Origin of the sequence: Providencia vermicola, from assembly GCF_010748935.1 — a bacterium.
GTDB classification, from domain to species: Bacteria; Pseudomonadota; Gammaproteobacteria; order Enterobacterales; family Enterobacteriaceae; genus Providencia; species Providencia zhejiangensis.
Genome location: NZ_CP048796.1, coordinates 2,840,322 through 2,858,371, shown reverse-complemented (window position 1 = coordinate 2,858,371; position 18,050 = coordinate 2,840,322). Strand labels below are relative to the sequence as shown.

Annotated in this window: 15 protein-coding genes; 9 read left to right on the top strand and 6 right to left on the bottom strand. The window is 40.6% G+C overall.

Translation table 11 applies throughout. The features are described from left to right. Window position 1: 1 nt before the first annotated feature. Window positions 2–955: a sugar kinase gene (locus G3341_RS12935; RefSeq protein ID WP_154624567.1), complete on the bottom strand. Its 954-nt coding sequence runs from the start codon at window positions 953–955 to the stop codon at window positions 2–4. Window positions 956–1,194: 239 nt separating this feature from the next. On the opposite strand from G3341_RS12935, the gene kdgR reads away from it, so the two are divergent. Then, window positions 1,195–1,980: a DNA-binding transcriptional regulator KdgR gene (kdgR, locus tag G3341_RS12930; protein WP_154624568.1), complete on the top strand. Its 786-nt coding sequence runs from the start codon at window positions 1,195–1,197 to the stop codon at window positions 1,978–1,980. 209 nt (window positions 1,981–2,189) lie between these two features. Further along, entirely contained in the window at window positions 2,190–2,543 is a 354-nt protein-coding gene (locus G3341_RS12925) for a hypothetical protein (protein WP_231131749.1), read from the top strand. A 32-nt stretch (window positions 2,544–2,575) separates the two neighbouring features. Here G3341_RS12925 and G3341_RS12920 read toward each other — a convergent pair whose 3' ends face one another. Together G3341_RS12920 and G3341_RS12915 are read right to left on the bottom strand one after the other, a co-directional pair. Further along, window positions 2,576–3,526 carry a chitinase gene (locus G3341_RS12920; protein WP_163862314.1) on the bottom strand — a complete coding sequence of 317 codons (951 nt, stop codon included), beginning with the start codon at window positions 3,524–3,526 and terminating at the stop codon, window positions 2,576–2,578. A gap of 310 nt (window positions 3,527–3,836) precedes the next feature. After that, window positions 3,837–5,879, bottom strand: a complete 2,043-nt coding sequence (locus G3341_RS12915) for a choline transporter (RefSeq protein WP_154624571.1) — start codon at window positions 5,877–5,879, stop codon at window positions 3,837–3,839. A gap of 210 nt (window positions 5,880–6,089) precedes the next feature. On the opposite strand from G3341_RS12915, the gene betI reads away from it, so the two are divergent. From betI to betA, 3 genes are read left to right on the top strand one after another with little or no spacing between them, the layout of a single operon-like run. Continuing rightward, window positions 6,090–6,686, top strand: coding sequence for a transcriptional regulator BetI (gene betI, locus G3341_RS12910; protein ID WP_154624572.1), 597 nt, complete (start codon window positions 6,090–6,092; stop codon window positions 6,684–6,686). A gap of 29 nt (window positions 6,687–6,715) precedes the next feature. Then, the gene (gene betB / locus G3341_RS12905) at window positions 6,716–8,194 is read left to right on the top strand and encodes a betaine-aldehyde dehydrogenase (RefSeq protein ID WP_163862311.1); all 1,479 of its coding nucleotides are present in this window, start codon (window positions 6,716–6,718) and stop codon (window positions 8,192–8,194) included. 39 nt (window positions 8,195–8,233) lie between these two features. Further along, window positions 8,234–9,901, top strand: a complete 1,668-nt coding sequence (gene betA / locus G3341_RS12900) for a choline dehydrogenase (RefSeq protein WP_163862306.1) — start codon at window positions 8,234–8,236, stop codon at window positions 9,899–9,901. Between the two features lie 337 nt (window positions 9,902–10,238). On the opposite strand, the gene cutA is transcribed toward betA, so the two are convergent. Continuing rightward, entirely contained in the window at window positions 10,239–10,586 is a 348-nt protein-coding gene (gene cutA / locus G3341_RS12895) for a divalent-cation tolerance protein CutA (RefSeq protein ID WP_154624575.1), read from the bottom strand. Between the two features lie 688 nt (window positions 10,587–11,274). Between cutA and G3341_RS12890 the strand changes: the two genes are divergently transcribed. Continuing rightward, on the top strand, window positions 11,275–12,747 hold the full coding sequence (locus G3341_RS12890) for an anion permease (protein ID WP_163862302.1): 1,473 nt from the start codon (window positions 11,275–11,277) through the stop codon (window positions 12,745–12,747). A gap of 84 nt (window positions 12,748–12,831) precedes the next feature. Here the strand turns inward: G3341_RS12890 and G3341_RS12885 are convergent, their stop codons facing one another. Next, window positions 12,832–13,047 (bottom strand): 3-oxoacyl-ACP synthase, encoded by a 216-nt coding sequence (locus G3341_RS12885; protein ID WP_154622931.1) that lies wholly within the window; start codon window positions 13,045–13,047, stop codon window positions 12,832–12,834. Window positions 13,048–13,355: 308 nt separating this feature from the next. Here G3341_RS12885 and G3341_RS12880 point away from each other — a divergent pair, with 308 nt between their 5' ends. Together G3341_RS12880 and G3341_RS12875 are read left to right on the top strand one after the other, a co-directional pair. After that, window positions 13,356–14,228 carry a DMT family transporter gene (locus G3341_RS12880; RefSeq protein ID WP_154622930.1) on the top strand — a complete coding sequence of 291 codons (873 nt, stop codon included), beginning with the start codon at window positions 13,356–13,358 and terminating at the stop codon, window positions 14,226–14,228. Between the two features lie 159 nt (window positions 14,229–14,387). Then, a complete protein-coding gene (locus G3341_RS12875) occupies window positions 14,388–14,708 on the top strand; it encodes a hypothetical protein (protein WP_154622929.1) in 321 nt (106 codons plus the stop codon). Between the two features lie 54 nt (window positions 14,709–14,762). Here the strand turns inward: G3341_RS12875 and G3341_RS12870 are convergent, their stop codons facing one another. Further along, window positions 14,763–15,854 carry an NADH:flavin oxidoreductase/NADH oxidase gene (locus G3341_RS12870; RefSeq protein WP_154622928.1) on the bottom strand — a complete coding sequence of 364 codons (1,092 nt, stop codon included), beginning with the start codon at window positions 15,852–15,854 and terminating at the stop codon, window positions 14,763–14,765. Between the two features lie 605 nt (window positions 15,855–16,459). On the opposite strand from G3341_RS12870, the gene G3341_RS12865 reads away from it, so the two are divergent. Continuing rightward, window positions 16,460–17,776, top strand: a complete 1,317-nt coding sequence (locus G3341_RS12865) for a CitMHS family transporter (protein WP_163862299.1) — start codon at window positions 16,460–16,462, stop codon at window positions 17,774–17,776. Window positions 17,777–18,050: the final 274 nt, after the last annotated feature.

Genomic DNA, 18,050 nt, shown 5'->3' with positions numbered 1-18,050 from the left:
TTTAGATCCCTTTGATATTGTTTAGCTCTATGATGGGCATCGCTTCACGCGGAATAATGGCACCTCGGTGTTGGATCACGGTTCCTGCAAGTAAATGGCCTGTGCGAGCCGCTTCTTCAGGTGAGCCACCCAGAATTCGACAGGCAAGATAACCGGCGCTGAAAGAATCACCAGCAGCGGTGGTATCAATGACTTGTGCCACTTTATTCGCGGCGACTTCGAATTGTTGGTCGTGAATAATGATATAGCAGGGTTTTGCTCCGCGTTTAATAATGATCTCTTCAACGCCATGCTGCTGTGCACGTGCAATGGATTGGCTTTCTTGCTGATCACCATACAGCAGTTGCTCATCATCAAAAGTTAAAAATGCGATATCAGTCAGCGATAACATCTGTTGGTAGGCTTGCTGTGCCGCCTCGACAGAAGGCCATAATGCCGGACGGTAATTATTGTCAAAAATGACCTTAGCGCCTGACTGGCGAGCTGTTGCTAACAGTGTAAACAGCAATTGGCGAGCGGCTTCAGGTAAAATAGCTAAGCTGATGCCACTTAAATAGAGATATTGTTGTTGATTCAGTAATTGTTGGGTGCGCTCGGCGGTTTGCGCATTTAACCAAAATTTCGCTGCTGAGTTATCACGCCAATAAAAAAAACGGCGCTCACCCTCTTCTGAAGTTTCAATTAAATACATACCGGGGAGGTGTTTTTCGGCGATCAGTACATGGTCTGTATTGATCCCTTCAGCTTGCCAACTTTCTAACATTTGTTGGCTAAAAGGATCTTGACCAAGCCCCGTTAAATAGCGAGTGATAACACCTTGTTTATGGGTTAAACGTGCAAGATAGAGAGCGCTATTTAGCGTGTCCCCACCAAAAGTTTGCTTAAATAATTCCCCTGATTTTTGTAACTCAACCATACATTCGCCAATCACGGCAACTTGCAAAGCTGTAGCCATTTTTACCACCTATCGTTTTTATTTTTTATCACTCAATTGAGTAAAACCTCATTAGCTAACAGCATTAAAACCTATTTTTTAGACAAGTTCAAATAAAAATGAAACGCCGTTTTAAAAATATCGAATCAGCGTTCTTGTTTTTCATGAAAGTGATCTTTATGCTGTTGAGTAAACATAAAATCGGCACATCAAACCATCTGATATGGTTATCATATTGGTTTGAACAAATAGGAAGGTGAATGGTGGATAAGGTCACGCAAACGGATGCCGTTTCGTCAGTAGTAAAAGTATTCAGTATTCTCAATGCATTAGGAGAACAAAAAGAGATAGGCGTGTCTGAGCTTTCACAACGACTGCTGATGTCAAAAGCCACCACCTATCGTTTCTTGCAAACCATGAAACAATTAGGCTATGTGGCGCAGGAAGGGGAGGCGGATAAATATTCATTGACGCTTAAACTATTCGAATTAGGTGCTAAATCTTTAGAGTATGTTGATTTAATTGAAATTGCTGATAAAGAAATGCAGCATATTGGTCAATTAACACATGAAGCTGTGCATCTTGGTGCTTTCGATGATAACGCCATTATTTATATTCATAAAATTGATTCTAGCTATAACTTGCGAATGTATTCGCGGGTCGGGCGGCGTAACCCATTGTATTGTACCGCTATCGGCAAAGTACTTTTAGCTTGGCAAGATGAAGCCACGGTAAACAGCATTTTAGAGAATGTGGAGTTTGTGAAAAAAACGGAGACGACGATCCTCAGTAGCGAACAATTTATGCGAGAGCTTGCTGAAGTGCGTAAGCTGCATTATGCACAGGACAGAGAAGAGCAAGAGCTGGGGCTACGTTGCATCGCAGTGCCTGTTTATGACCGTTTAGGCCATGTGATTGCTGGGCTATCAATATCTTTTCCTACCATTCGCTTTGATGAACAGCAGTTGGAATATTATATTCGTTTGCTAAAGGTTGCTGGACGTCATATTTCAGAAAAAATGGGCTATCACGATTATCCGTTATAGTAGGGGGTTAAACCTGTAATTCTTCACTAAGCTGTATATGAGTGAATATTTAACCTTTAAATTTAACTAAATCAATCGTTTGAAATTTGGTTAAATGATCACTTTTTTGCAGATAAAAAGGGCAGTCACACAAGTTTTGGCTGATAAAACTCGCCATTTCATTCGTCATATCTATAATTTTGGCATTATTTTGTGATTAAAATATGATTATGCTTAAAAATTTATTGATATTTAGCCTATTTATTATCCCTATCCAAGCCATAGCAATGGATTATACCTTCACAGAAAAAGCGCCTGCTGACCGTGTATATAATGAAGATTATCAAGGTATTGATATTATCAAGCAGCAACAACGTTTCATTTTTGATCCGAAAAAGAAAGTGGCTGAAGAGGATCGCCGCTATGAAGACTTACTGGCTCAAAAACAACAAAGTGGCGAGTGGGATAGTTGGAATAATGGTGTCTGTCATCATGCTTTCGCCACGATGGGATGCTCGGGGGAGCCAGCCTGGTTGCATGACCCGCAACAACTGAAGCACATGATTGAACAAGCGAAGAAATAAGGCGAGGCAATGTATCGCCTCACCTTGGCCCGTTATTTCAGTGCGTTAGTAAAGCGTTCCGTGTATTCAAAATCTTTGGTTTGCTCAGGGTTGCCTGAATTAGAGGCTGATGCGAATTCGCCGACGCCGACCCTATCGCGGGTTAAGCTCCACATTGAAATTAAGTTCACGCCATTGGTTTTCGCAAAATTACTTAATGTATTGATATCATTAAAATTAAACATGGATCTATCATCATTAAGACCAATCATTGGAGTGACTTGTACTAAATCATACAGCTCTGCATCTGTTAGTGTTGGGTAGTAGGTTTTTAATTGACCTTTTAGGCTGGCTGCCACATCTGCGGCGGCCTGCCCCATATTTTTATCAGTTCCTTGACCATAATCCATAGCCATACCATTCACTTTCATTTTTAAACCTGCATTAACAGATTTTTGTACTAGCGCTAACCCTTTTTCGACAAGCCCATAAGGCATCACCGGTAACGTTAGGCTCAAGGTGATATCAGGGTTATTTTTTACTGTGGTTGATAGCGCGGTGAAGGTTTTATCGGCATCGTATAAATCATTTTCAAAATCAAAATCTAGCTGCGAGGCGCCAAGAATATCAATGACTTCTTGGTAGGTTGCAATCAGTTGGTCAACAGTTTGCCTTGCAGAGACATCATAGTTAGCCGCACCTCCGAATGACACAATCACTTTGATATTGGCTTCAATTAACGCATCACAAAATGGTTTAGCCCAAGAGATAGGCATACTGGAGTATGCTCCCCATGCGGCATTATTATTAGGATCCGCAGTTAAAAAAGCCAAGTACACACCATCAACGCTGTGACTTATCGCGGCTTGGCTATATTTAGGGTTTGGTTTGCCGTTAGGAGCAAGTGGGTCGTTCCAAATAGCATCAACGGTAACATCGAAATAAGGTGCAAATAGTGTCTTATTCATCATCATTTCTCTTTTAGTCGGGGGAATTTTAACCATCTGGCATCGCGCCATTAATGATCAAAATACGCGATCTTTATTGGTCAAATGATGAACAGATTAATGACTTGTCATGAAATTTATTTCAAAAACAGGCATGTTATTGTTATTTAAAAAGGGGCCTAATTGGCCCCTTGAGGTGGTTGACAAAGCGGGATAAAAGCCTGGTTTTTCCCGCGTTGTGTTATCAGCCGAAAATCAATAAATTGATTTTCCTCGTTTGTTTTCAAAACCTATTCGACTTGCCGCCAAACATAATAGGTTTGTCAGCAGTCTGAAGGGGACTCATTGCCCCCTTGCAGTAAAACGCTTAATTAGTTTCAGGGAAGGTCAATGTTGCCCCAGGTGCTTCTCTACTTAAGTGAATGAAATTCAGATGTTTTTCGTATTGATCTAAAATGTCACTGATCACCTGTTCTTTGGTGTAATCCATTAAGTCATTGCCTTGTGTTCCCTCCCAAAGGAAGGTCTCTAAGCGATAGTAATGAGATTTTCCAGAACGAGCTCGGTAAGTAAAGCCCGGCACAGAGTAACGCTGAGGCCAAATTTGATAAATAAAGTTCTGCTCTTCGGCCAGATCAACGACAAGTTCTAAGTGATTTAAACGTTCATCGCCAACGGGGGGAAGGCTATTAAATTCAACGTTAGCACCACGTAGCGATAACTCTTTTGCTACCTCTTGCATTGCGGGTGTACAGACTAAATCCAACATACGCTGTGTATAGGTGGTACCTGGGAAGTTCATCACACGACCTAATCGCTGTTTCCAGTTTAATTTTCCGTTACCGTATAACGGGGCTGGTGCATTGGTCGTCAGTGAACTTACTCGTCTGAAATCTTCCACTTTAAGTGACTTATACAGCCCAGCCATAATAAAGAAAATAACAAAACTGAAAGGTAAACCCATAATGACGGTTGTGTTTTGTAACGCCGCCACGCCATCGGTCATTAACATCCCTAAGGTTAATAAACCAATTGCGACAGACCAAAAGATACGTAACCAGTTCGGCGCATCATTGTTGATATCGCTTAAGTTTGACGTGAAATTACCAAGGACTAATGAGCCTGAGTCCGCGGAGGTCACATAAAAGAGTAAGCCTGTGATTGTCGCAACGGAAGCGGTTAAACCAAAACCTGGGTAAAGTTCAAGCAGTGAATAGAATCCTTTTTCAGGCGCCGCTAGAACGGTTTCAGCAAGTGCTTTATTGCCATGAATGATTTCGTATAACGCACTGTTACCGAAAATAGATAACCAGAGAAGGGTAAACACAAAAGGGATAATCAGTGTGCCAATGACAAATTGGCGAATGGTTCTTCCTCGTGAAATACGCGCAAGAAACAAACCAACAAATGGCGACCATGCGACCCACCAAGCCCAGAAGAATAAGGTCCAGCTATTCATCCAATCCGTTGGGCGGTCAAAGGCAAAGCTATTGAGCGTCATCCCCATAAAGCGATTAATGTAATCACCGACATTAAGGACTAGCGCATTGAGTAAGAACTCAGTATCACCAACAAACAAAATGAATAAGATCAAACCTAATGCGAGCAATACATTAAGTTCCGATAAAATACGGATCCCCTTATTGACCCCAGAAGTGGCTGAAATCACGGCCATGATGACGGAGAGCAAGATTAATCCCCCCTGAACACCAAGCCCTTGCGGGAGGTCAAACAGGACTTTTAAACCATAATTGAGCTGAACAACACCAATACCGAGTGTGGTTGCAATGCCAAAAATAGTACCAATAACCGCGGCGACATCGACGGTATGACCGATAGGCCCATAAATACGTTTACCAAAAATCGGATAAAGTGCAGAACGGATGGTTAACGGTAAATTGTAGCGGTAGCTAAAGTAACCAAGCGCAATTCCCATTAATGCATACATAGACCAGCCCGTCAGGCCATAGTGGAAGAGAGTCCACACCATCGACTGACGAGCTGCTTCTAATGTTTCCCCTTCGCCTGTAGGTGGCAGCATATACTGTGTCACGGGTTCGGCGACGGAGAAAAACATCAGGTCGATACCGATTCCGGCAGCAAACAGCATGGCAGACCAACTGAGTACACTAAATTCAGGTTTCGATTGCTCTGGACCTAATTTGATATTACCAAAACGAGAAGTCGCTACGAATATCACAAAGACAATATACAGCGTTGCGGCTAATAGATAATACCAACCAAACGTTTTTGATACCCATCCAAGGGTGGCAACGATCCACTGATTGGCCGTTTCTGTCATGAGTATGGTGAAAAATGAAAATGCTAGTATTAAACCAGCAGAAGTGAAAAAAACCACAGAGTTTAATTTGTCTTTCTGCTGATTTTTTGGACTATTTTGAATTGTCATCGGCAGTTTCCACAATTTTATTTATTCGAAAGTTAAAAGTTACATTCTTTGCTAATTTGTTGAATTAAAAGCAAAGAGTTGAATTTTTACGGCTATCCTCTCCTTATGTTTGTAAAGTAATTGTGATAAAATATAGTTAATATTGATTGAATGTTCAATTAAAAAAAAGTTTAATAAATAGGTTCACTGTATTTTTTGGGTTAAGAAATCATGCCGAAAATAGGAATGCAATCGATACGTAAGCAGCAGTTAATTCAAGCCACACTTGATGTAATTAATGAAGTCGGTATGCAAGAGGCGAGTATCGCTTTAATTGCTCGAAAGGCGGGGGTATCAACCGGCATTATTAGTCATTACTTTCGTGATAAAAACGGTCTGCTAGAGGCGACAATGCGCCATATACAGTACCAATTAGGCGTTGCTGTTGCGATGCGTTTAAGACTGTTGAGTCATGCTCAGCCAAAGCAGCGTATTCAAGCCATCGTTGAAGGTAATTTTGATTCTTCACAAATTAGTGAAGCGGCGATGAAAACATGGCTGGCATTTTGGGCAAGTAGCATGCATCAACCGAGTTTAAATCGGTTACAGCAAGTGAATGATAGACGGCTGTATTCCAATCTCAGTTATGAATTTTCGCGTGTACTTGATAAACAATCTGCACGCATGGCTGCTAAAGGATTAGCGGCATTGATCGATGGGTTATGGTTGCGTAGTGCCTTGAGTAATGAGGCTTTTCCCCTGCAAGATGCTTTAACCATTACGAATGAATATATCGATATGCAATTTACTCGGCATAAGGATAGCTAAGCCAACCGTTTTAACAGAAAGGAGATATTATGCACCAACCACAATTACATAAACTTTATATTCATGGTGGTTATGTGGATAGCTCACAACCTGAATGTGGGCAGTTTGATGCAATTAATCCAGCGAATGGTGAAGTGATCGCATGTTTACAATCTGCAACGCATGAAGACATTGATTGGGCTGTGGAAAGTGCCAAACAAGGGCAAAAAGTATGGGCAGCGATGACGGCAATGGAGCGTTCTCGTATTTTGCGCCGTGCTGTTGATATTTTACGTGAGCGCAATGACGAATTGGCACACTTGGAAACGTTGGATACCGGTAAACCATTATCTGAAACACGCTATGTGGATATTGTCACGGGTGCTGATGTTTTAGAGTACTATGCAGGCTTGATCCCCGCGTTAGAAGGAGAGCAAATTCCTTTACGTGAGAGCGCATTCGTCTATACACGCCGCGAGCCACTTGGGGTTGTTGCTGGGATTGGTGCGTGGAACTATCCAATTCAAATCGCACTTTGGAAATCTGCACCCGCTTTGGCGGCAGGTAATGCCATGGTATTTAAGCCAAGTGAAGTCACATCGCTGACCGCACTAAAACTGGCTGAGATTTATACGGAAGCCGGACTGCCAGCAGGCGTTTTTAACGTTGTGACAGGCGCTGGTGCGGATGTGGGTCAATGGCTAACAGAACACCTAGGGATTGCAAAAATATCCTTCACCGGTGGTGTTGCGACAGGCAAAAAAGTGATGGCAAATGCTTCGGGTTCGACATTAAAAGATGTCACGATGGAACTTGGTGGCAAGTCACCGCTTATTATTTTTGATGATGCTGATCTGGATAACGCAGCAGATATTGCCATGATGGCCAATTTCTATAGTTCAGGCCAAGTTTGCACTAACGGCACTCGAGTTTTTGTGCCAGAAAGCTTAAAAGCACAATTTGAAGAGAAAATTCAACAACGTGTGGCGCGCATCAAAATAGGTTCACCGCTCGATGAGACAACTAACTTTGGTCCATTGGTGAGTTTTCCACATATGGAAAATGTATTGCGCTATATCGAAATAGGCAAACAGCAGGGCGCTAAATTACTTTGTGGTGGTGAGCGTTTGACTGAAGGAGCATTTGCTCAAGGCGCTTATGTGCTGCCAACCGTCTTTACTGATTGTTCTGATGATATGCAAATCACCCAAGAAGAGATTTTTGGTCCTGTGATGAGTATTTTGAGTTATCAGTCGGAAGATGAAGTTATCGAACGTGCAAACCATACGTTATATGGCTTAGCCGCAGGGCTTGTCACTCGTGATATCTCACGAGCGCATCGAGTCATCCATCAATTAGAAGCGGGTATCTGTTGGATAAATACTTGGGGGGAATCACCAGCACAAATGCCTGTTGGGGGCTATAAGCACTCAGGGGTGGGTCGTGAAAATGGCCTAGTAACACTCCAAAATTATACTCAAATAAAATCAATACAAGTCGAACTTGGGGAGTTTGCCTCGGTATTTTAATCGTTTATTTTAAATTTGACTGAAACAGAGGAGATAACAATGGTCTATGACTACATTATTATCGGTGCTGGTTCAGCCGGTAACGTTCTTGCTACCCGCCTGACAGAAGATTCTGATGTTACTGTGCTGCTCCTTGAAGCTGGAGGACCGGACTACAGGTTCGATTTTCGTACACAAATGCCAGCGGCTTTAGCCTATCCATTACAAGGTCGACGTTATAATTGGGCCTATGAAACTGATCCTGAACCGCATATGAATAATCGCCGTATGGAGTGCGGACGAGGAAAAGGATTAGGAGGCTCATCACTGATCAATGGCATGTGCTATATCCGTGGTAATGCATTAGATTTTGATGGGTGGGCTCAAGCACCAGGCTTAGAAGATTGGCGTTATCTCAATTGTTTGCCCTATTTCCGCAAAGCAGAAACGCGTGATATAGGGGCTAATGATTATCATGGTGGCGATGGCCCCGTGAGTGTGACGACACCGAAAAATGGCAATAACGTGTTGTTTCATGCCATGGTTGAGGCTGGCGTTCAAGCGGGTTATCCGCGAACTGATGACCTGAATGGCTATCAACAAGAGGGCTTTGGCCCTATGGATAGAACAGTAACGCCAAAAGGGCGTCGTGCGAGTACGGCTCGTGGTTATCTGGATCAAGCCAGAAAACGTCCTAATTTAACTATTATCACGCATGCTACGACAGATGTTATTGAATTTGAAGACAAAAAAGCAGTCGGTGTGAAGTTTTATCAAGGGAATAATAAAACGGCCGTTCAGGCAAAAGCACGTAAGGAGGTCCTATTATGTGCTGGGGCGATAGCTTCACCTCAAATTTTGCAACGTTCGGGGGTTGGGCCTGAAGATGTTCTGCAAGAGTTTAATATTCCTGCTGTACATGTCTTACCGGGAGTAGGGCAAAATTTACAAGATCATCTGGAAATGTATTTGCAGTATGAATGTAAGCAGCCTGTATCTCTCTATCCAGCATTAAAGTGGTATAACCAACCCGCAATTGGTGCTGAATGGTTATTTAAAGGTACGGGGATTGGTGCCAGTAACCAATTTGAAGCTGGCGGATTTATTCGTACCAGCGATAAATTTGCGTGGCCAAATATTCAATTTCACTTCTTACCTGTAGCCATTAACTATAACGGCAGTAATGCTGTAAATGTGCATGGCTTCCAAGCACACGTTGGGTCGATGCGTTCACCTAGCCGTGGTCGTGTAAGATTAAAATCCACGGATCCTTATCAGCACCCTAGTATTTTGTTCAACTACATGTCCAGTGAACAGGATTGGGAAGAGTTCCGCGCAGCCATTCGTATTACACGTGAAATCATGGCACAGCCAGCACTGGATCCTTATCGAGGTAAAGAAATTAGCCCTGGTAAGCATATCCAAACGGATGAAGAGCTGGATGCATTTGTGCGTGAACGTGCTGAAACAGCATTTCATCCCTGTGGTTCATGCAAGATGGGATATGATGAAATGGCCGTTGTTGACGGTGCAGGTCGGGTTCATGGACTCGAAAATCTCAGGGTAATTGATGCATCAATTATGCCGCTGATTATCACGGGTAATTTGAATGCAACAACCATCATGATAGCTGAAAAAATGGCGGATAAAATCCGTGGTCGTGAGCCGTTACCTGCGAGCCAAGCAGACTACTATGTTGCAGGTGATACGCCTGTACGCCAAATTTAATCATCATTCATTTTATTTTCGCCCCCGATTTATTGGGGGTTTCTTGTTTTATTGAACAGTAAAAATAAGCGTATATCACAGTAGGTGAAGTTACTTATTTAACTCCGTTGATTTTCAAGTGACCCCTCTTTAAATGAGGGTCTTTTTTATACTTTTATTGATATGTTTTAATAGGATAAAAAAGCCCTCCTAAAAGAGGGCAAATAAATCGAAAACGAGAACTTCTGTATAACATTAATTTTTTACTTACCAGAGCTGACCAGTTGTTTACCCTTAGATAATGAGAGATGTGATTGAAATATTGAGAGCTTACTCACTATTTAGGATGATTATTGGTTCATTTTACCGCTTTTATTAACCACTCTAGATAACGGCTATCGATTTTATCTAAATCTAGGCTAATCAACTCTGGGGTTTCGTATGGGTGAATTTCCTTGATGGCAGCGAATAATTCAGGCTGATTTTTATGCGTAGATTTAATGAATAACATTATTTCTTTATCTTGTTCGATCGTGTTTTTCCATTGATATATCGATGTTATCTCGGGTAGCAAAGAGACACATGCCGCTAACCGTTTATCTAATAATTGCTGAGCAATTTTGATGGCATTGTTTTGGCTATTCGTCGTGCATAAAATAATACAAGGCTGTTGTTCTTTATCATAACTAACATCATTTTTTGTCATTTATATTTCCTCAGAGTCGTGAGTTTATTTGGAGTATATTCATGATTAAGGTTAGATTAAATAGCCATACAGGGTATGAAATTCAATCAACAGATAATTGTAGTGCAGAGAGTAATAGTTTCATACCTTAATTATCATGATGGTAAGAGAAACAAAATTATGAAAGAGAAAATAGGTACAAAGAGATTATTATTTGAACACTATAGTAAATGAAGATTGAAGTCTTTTATTTAATGTGATTATTGCATAATAAAAGCTGTTTATATTAATAATTCGATTCAGCCTTCATTTTTGTTAATTTTAATATAAATTAGTCTGGTTTTTTGTATATTGTGGTGTTTCACTTTCATATTGCTTTAATAATTAAGCCGATATTCTTTATGAGGGAAAATGAATTTAAAGATTAGGGAGGATCTTATAAATGGCTATCTTCAATCATCTCATTTTCTCAATTAGGAATATGTTAATTCTATGATAATTACTTGTTAATTGTTAACAATATTTTTTGTAATCATGAATTACATTCTGTTACTAAATTAAAATCGTTTCTTATATGTAAAACTAAGTAACTCAATGATAACGATCAAAGTCTGGCAGAGATATTTCGCTAACATGTTTACAAAGATAGAAAATATATGACTAGAAAAAATTTTATTTCCATTTTTAAAACTCGTATGGATATCCTGATATGAATAAACTGACCCCTCTAAAACCGATACCTACATTGATTGCAGTTGCAATCACACTCATTATTTGGTTCCTTATCCCCGTACCGGAAGGCGTTAATCCGAATGCTTGGCATTTATTAGCGCTATTTGTTGGTACGATTGCCGCTATTATTGGTAAAGCACTACCAATTGGTGGTGTGTCTATTATTGCTATCGCGTTAGTCGCCGTGACGGGAGTGACTAATCCGAATTCAACAAAGGCTGCGATTGCAGATGCATTAAGTGGTTTTTCTAATGACCTGATTTGGCTAATTGGTATTTCAATCATGGTCTCTATGAGCCTAAATAAAACCGGATTAGGCGCTAGAATTGGTTATTATGTTATTTCATTGTTTGGTAAAAAAACGTTGGGGATAGCTTATTCACTTGCCATTGCTGAGACAGTACTTGCTCCTGTAACGCCAAGTAATACTGCTCGAGGAGGGGGAATCATTCACCCGATTATGCGCTCAATTGCTGATAGCTTTGGCTCTAAAGCGGATGATGGTACTTCTGGGAAAATAGGTCGTTACCTCTCGTTAGTGAACTACAATATTAACCCTATTACTTCTGCAATGTTTATTACCGCGACAGCACCAAACCCACTCATTGTCAGTTTGATCGTCAGTGAAGCAGGGGGAGCGAATGAATTAACATGGTCAATGTGGGCTATTGCTGCATTTGCGCCCGCTTTAGTTTCATTAATTTTGATGCCTTTAGTCATCTATTTCATGTATAAACCTGAAATCACTTCAACACCCGATGCGCCTAACTTTGCCAAAGAGCGTTTACAGCAATTAGGCCCTATTTCATTACCTGAAGTTATTACACTCGGGGTATTCGTATTATTACTGTTAATGTGGGCTGGGGTACCGGCAATGTTATTTGGCCCAAGCTACAGTGTTAATGCGACAACAGCGGCATTTATTGGGTTAGGTATTTTACTCTCAACTGGCGTAATAAATTGGGATGATGTATTAAAAAATAAAGGCGCTTGGGATACCGTCGTCTGGTTTGCTGCTTTAGTGATGATGGCGAGCTTCCTTGGTAAATTAGGGCTGATTAAATGGATGTCTGTCTCAGTGGGAACTTCGATTGATAATATGGGACTGAGCTGGGCGTCGGGAGCCTTAATACTTGTTCTAATTTATGTTTATTCGCACTATTTCTTTGCAAGTACAACAGCGCATATTACCGCGATGTTTGGTGCTTTCTTTGCTGCTGGATTAGCACTTGGCGCACCTCCAATGTTACTTGGATTAACATTGGCATTCTCATCTTCGTTAATGATGTCATTAACGCATTATGGTACAGGGACGGCGCCGATTATTTTTGGTTCAGGTTATGTAACATTAGGTGAATGGTGGAAAGCCGGTTTTGTGATGAGTGTTGTTAACCTAATTATTTGGATCGGCTTAGGTAGCGTTTGGTGGAAATTCTTAGGTTATTGGTGATTAATTAAATGAATTAGTTTGGTCATTTTGAAGAGACCCCCAGTAGTTGAACCACTAATTACTGGGGGCTTTTTTATAATACAATTACAGCAAATAATTAATCAGTAATATTAACAGGGCACTGACTAAACAAGCTGTCAACATAATGCTTGACCAACTGATGTTGAATGATGAATCCCTTGTGTTTTTCCATAATAAACTGATTTCCGCAGGATACGCATATTTACGAGCCTGAATAGCACGCTTAATATTCTGAACGGCCGCAGGATCGGTATCCGCGTTTTTAGGAATATTCCTCATATTGACCCGCCTTTTCAAATATAGTTTTGATCACGTCTTGGCATAAAACTGAAGATATTATGTCATGCTTAAAAAGGAGAAAAATTGACGGATTAAAGAGCTGATTTCCTCATTTACGAAATGAAAAACAGGAAATAGAGGAGATGGCAACGAAAAAAGCAAACTTCGGTGAGACGAGTCATTTATAAAGAGGAAATTTTGTTGCTATAAAGGTCTTATTTGATTGTGAATATAAAATATCGATTGGCATAAAACATATAGGCAGTATGATTATCACTAATAAACATAATCAATAGGTAAAATAAATTATGCAGCCACAAAGAAAAGCGGAAGTGTTCTTAGTGCTGACTACCTTTATTGCTGCATGGGGATGGGTATTTTCCCGTGAGTCCGTGCAAGGTATGCCAATCTTTGCTTTTCTCGGAAGCCGTTTTTTACTTGCAGCGGTTATTCTCTTACCTTTTTGCCTAGGTAAACGAAATCGAATTCAATTACAGCAAATTCCGAGCATTTTAATGACCGGAGGATGGATGGCTCTTAACCTCGTCTTATGGATTTATGCGGTAGCGACAACCGATTCATTAGGTGAGGGGGCATTTATTATGAGTTTAGCGATGCTGTTTGTGCCATTAGTCGGATGGGTTTTGTTAAAAATTCGTCCTACACGTTACTTTTGGCAAGCACTACCTGTGGCAGTCTTAGGTCTTGCCTGTTTGACCCTATTTAAAGGGCAAATCCAATTTAAAAGTAGTCAACTTTGGTTTTTAGCCGCAGCAATCGTACAAGCAATTTACTTTTGTTATACCAGTGTTTATGCCCGCAGTGTGCCTATTTTACCGCTAACGACCATTCAATTAGCTTGTACAGGTATCGTTGGGCTAATGTTGTCTTTCTTTTTAGAAGAGTGGCCTACAACGATAGCCACATCGACCTTAATGTGGTTTATCGCAAGTGTGGTGATCGCAACGAGTTTACGATTTATTTTGCAGTTAATTGGACAAAAAAATACGACTGCTGCAAATGCTGCGATCATTATGATACTCGAGCCTGTTATGACGGTATTTGTTGCCGCTATTTGGTATCATGAGAGAATGCCTGCCATCCAAATTTTAGGTTGTATTCTTATTTTAAGTGCATTGTTTTATTATCGATGGCGCTCTTTTCGCTTATTATCGAAATAAGACGGCAATGAAAAATAGCCTTTATACTAGAGATTTTTTAATCTAAAGCAGCTATTATTATTCACATGTAAAAGGTATGGGGAATTAATCTAAATATGATTTTCTCATTTGGTTTTTTAGATTAATCGTAATGCAAACTAAATTTATAATAGGCTAAAGATGAAAAAGATCGCATTAGTTTTGGGTATGGCAGGCGTTATGACTTTATTGGCAGCATGTTCGGATGATAAAGCGGAAATTGCTGAATATAAAGCAAGTTTTGTGAATGATTGTGTAAAAGCATCCGGTAGCCCAGCCGGTGAAACCGCAGATGCTATTAGTGCTATCTGTGGTTGTGCCTATGATAAGACTATCGAAAAATATGGTTTGAAAGAGTTCAAACGTATTGAAGGTGAATTAGCGAAATCAGCAACCGCTGAATCTGATTTCCAAAAATCAATGATTGAATTTGTTAATCAGTGCACGCAGGCTGAGCGTTAATTAGCATCAATCACAGCGGCGGTTAAATCATCTACCGCTGTGATTGCTTTTTTTTTAGCTAAATAATTGCTTAAATTGATGTGGCGCACTTCGCAAATATTGTGGGGCGACTTTGATGTGTTCTGCTAATTGTGTCGCTGCATGCCATGGCCAACGTGGGTCAAACAACATTCCTCGGCCGATCGAAACAAAATCAGCTTGCCCTGTTGCAATAATGGCTTCTGCCTGAGCAGGCTCCGTAATTAAACCAACCGCGATAACAGGCATAAAGGTATGCTCATTGATCGCTTGAGCAAGTGGGACTTGGTAATTTGGGCTGATTGGGATCTGTTGTTGTTCAGATAACCCACCGGAAGAAACATGGATATAGTCGCAACCTAATTCTTCCAATAATTCGCTAAGTTCAATGGATTCAGGCACATTCCAGCCACCATCAACCCAGTCCGTTGCTGAGATCCTTACACCAACAGCAATATTAGGGCTAATGGCCTCTCTGACTTCCCGAAAAACATCAATTAATAAACGGCTACGATGAGTAAAACTACCGCCGTATTCATCTTGTCGTGTATTTGATAATGGGGATAAGAATTGATGCAATAAATAACCGTGTGCCGCATGAATTTCAATAACGTCAAACCCAGCATATTCCGCGCGTTTAGCAGCATCGACAAAATGTTGTACGGTTTCAGTGATCTCTTGTTGACTGAGTTCACGCGGTGGATGTGCATGACCAAAAGGTAAATTGGATGCAGACACTGTCTGCCAACCATGCGGTTGTTCTTTGGCTAAACTTTGACCGCCAAGCCAAGGAAGGTCGGAAGAGGCTTTTCTACCTGCATGAGCGAGTTGAATTCCTAAGCGTGCATCAGCAAACTGTCTGATATCTTCTAACATTTTTTTTAATGCATCGGCTTGTTCATCATTCCACAGACCTAAGTCTTTATAGGTAATGCGTCCTACAGGCGTCACTGCACTGGCTTCAATAATGACCAAAGCAGCCCCTGACAAGGCAAGGTTCATATAGTGGGCATTATGCCAAGCTGTTGGCATGCCATCGGTAGCAGAATATTGGCACATTGGTGGAACAATGATCCTGTTATTTAAGGAGACCTGCCCAAGAGAGGCGGGAGAAAATAGGAAGCTCATTTGTCTTGTTCCTTAGTGGTCGTGAGTCATTTGTCTATAGTACTCATAAGTTTAGTCTTATTCTGTGCTGTTCATGTGGTTTTATCCTATCCATGATCTCGCGCTAGTAATAACGGAATAATGCAAGTGAATAAGTATAAATTTGAGTGTTAAGTGAAAAAGTATAATTTCCTGCTTCTCACCGGTGATTTGAAAACAAAAAAGTTAAAAAAAAATAGAAAATATAAACTGATTTAATAATTTAAAATAATTACTGTCTGATATTCGCTAGCTTAGCAATTAAATAAATAAAAAACAAATCTAATTGGCGTTAATTTTCATTAATGGTTTTAATGGAGTTAATAGATTTTTTATCTGTTTTTTTATTTTAAATGCTAATTTTACTTGTTGATTTATCATCATTTATTCCGCAAAAAAGACAAATGACACTTGCGAAATTGAATTTTGATTTATATAAGAGCTGATAGGTAGATGTGTTTACTTGAGCATATTAAAAATAAATGTCTCACGATTGAAATTAAACAATGAAATAAATCAATACACATTTTAAGTATATTTAATTTTTAATATTCACCTGAAAATATAATTCTAATAAGGAACTCAATGTGTTAACAATTATTGGTATCTTGATCATTCTTTCTATCGTCACCCTACTGATGATGGGCAAAGTTAGCCCTATCATTGCTATGTCATGTATCCCCTTTATCGGCGCATTAATTGCGGGATATTCAATAGCAGAAATATCGACTTTTTTTGAAAGCGGCATTAATAAAGTTTCCAAAGTGGCTGCGATGTTCTTGTTCGCCATTTTATTCTTTAGTTTGATGAAGGATCTGCATATTTTTGATCCGCTGATTCGTTTGATGGTTAAAATGACGCGAGGCAATGTCATTATTGTCTGTGTTATGACCACATTAATTGCGGGCCTCGTACACTTAGATGGCTCAGGGGCTGCGACTTTCTTAATTATTATCCCTGCGTTACTGCCACTATATCGGCAGCTTGGCATGAGCCCTTACTTAATGCTGCTATTGATGTGTGCCAGCATGGGGATTATGAATATGGTGCCGTGGGGAGGCCCATTGGGACGCGCTTCGGCGGTAACAGGTATTGATGCGGCAACGTTATGGCAGAGTTTAATTCCAGTACAAATCATTGGCATGGCTGGTGCTGCCGTTTTCGCTGCACTAATGGGAGTACGTGAAAAACGTCGTATTGCTGCCGCTGCCGCTAAAGGCACTACGCCATACATGATGGATTCCTTGTTGCCAGCAAATGAACAGATGGCAGATATTAGTGAACAAACTCATAAACCGAAAAAACCGTGGATTAATGGCGGGTTAATCCTAGCCTCCGTGATTTGCCTTGCTTTTGGGCTACTTTCGGCGCCGTATGTCTTTATGATCGCCTTATCGATAGCTTTGCTAGTTAACTTCCCTAATCCAAAAGATCAGATGAAGGTGTTATCACAACATGCTCCACAGGCATTAGGCATGGTCGCTATTATCTTAGCTGCTGGCGCGTTTCTTGGAATTCTATCCGAGGGAGGCATGCTGAAATCTATCGCGGAAGACTTAACGGCAATATTGCCAACAGAGTGGGTATCTAAAATTCATATTTTTGTTGGAATTTTAGGTGTGCCGATGGATATTTTCACCAGTACGGACGCGTATTATTTCGCGCTATTACCGATCATTCAACAAATTGCTGAAACAGCTGGAGTCGATCCTTCATCTGTCGTGTATGCGATGGCGATTGGGAATAATGCGGGGACATTTGTGAGCCCATTCTCGCCAGCAGCTTGGCTTGCGATGGGGCTAGCAGGAATTGATATGGGACGTCATTTACGTTATTCATTCGGATGGATTTGGTTGTTCAGTTTCTTTACTTTAGCCATTGGTGCTGTGCTCGGGCTTTATTAGATGCTAGCCGTTTGACCAATATTTCACAAACCGTAGCCTAATTGGCTACGGTAATTTGTTGAATAGTATAAATTCGGATTAATTTCCTCGCTTTTTGCTTCACTGTTAGTCTAGAATGCCCCCGCTTTAATACAAAGGTTTTAAATCTATACCACTCCATTATGAGGCCGTTTCGCGGAATTAATATGTAATACCAACTCTTGATTTCTCATATAACGCAGAGGCAAATCTTGCGAAAAGATTTGTTGTTTTTTCTATTTCTGTAGAGAGAGCA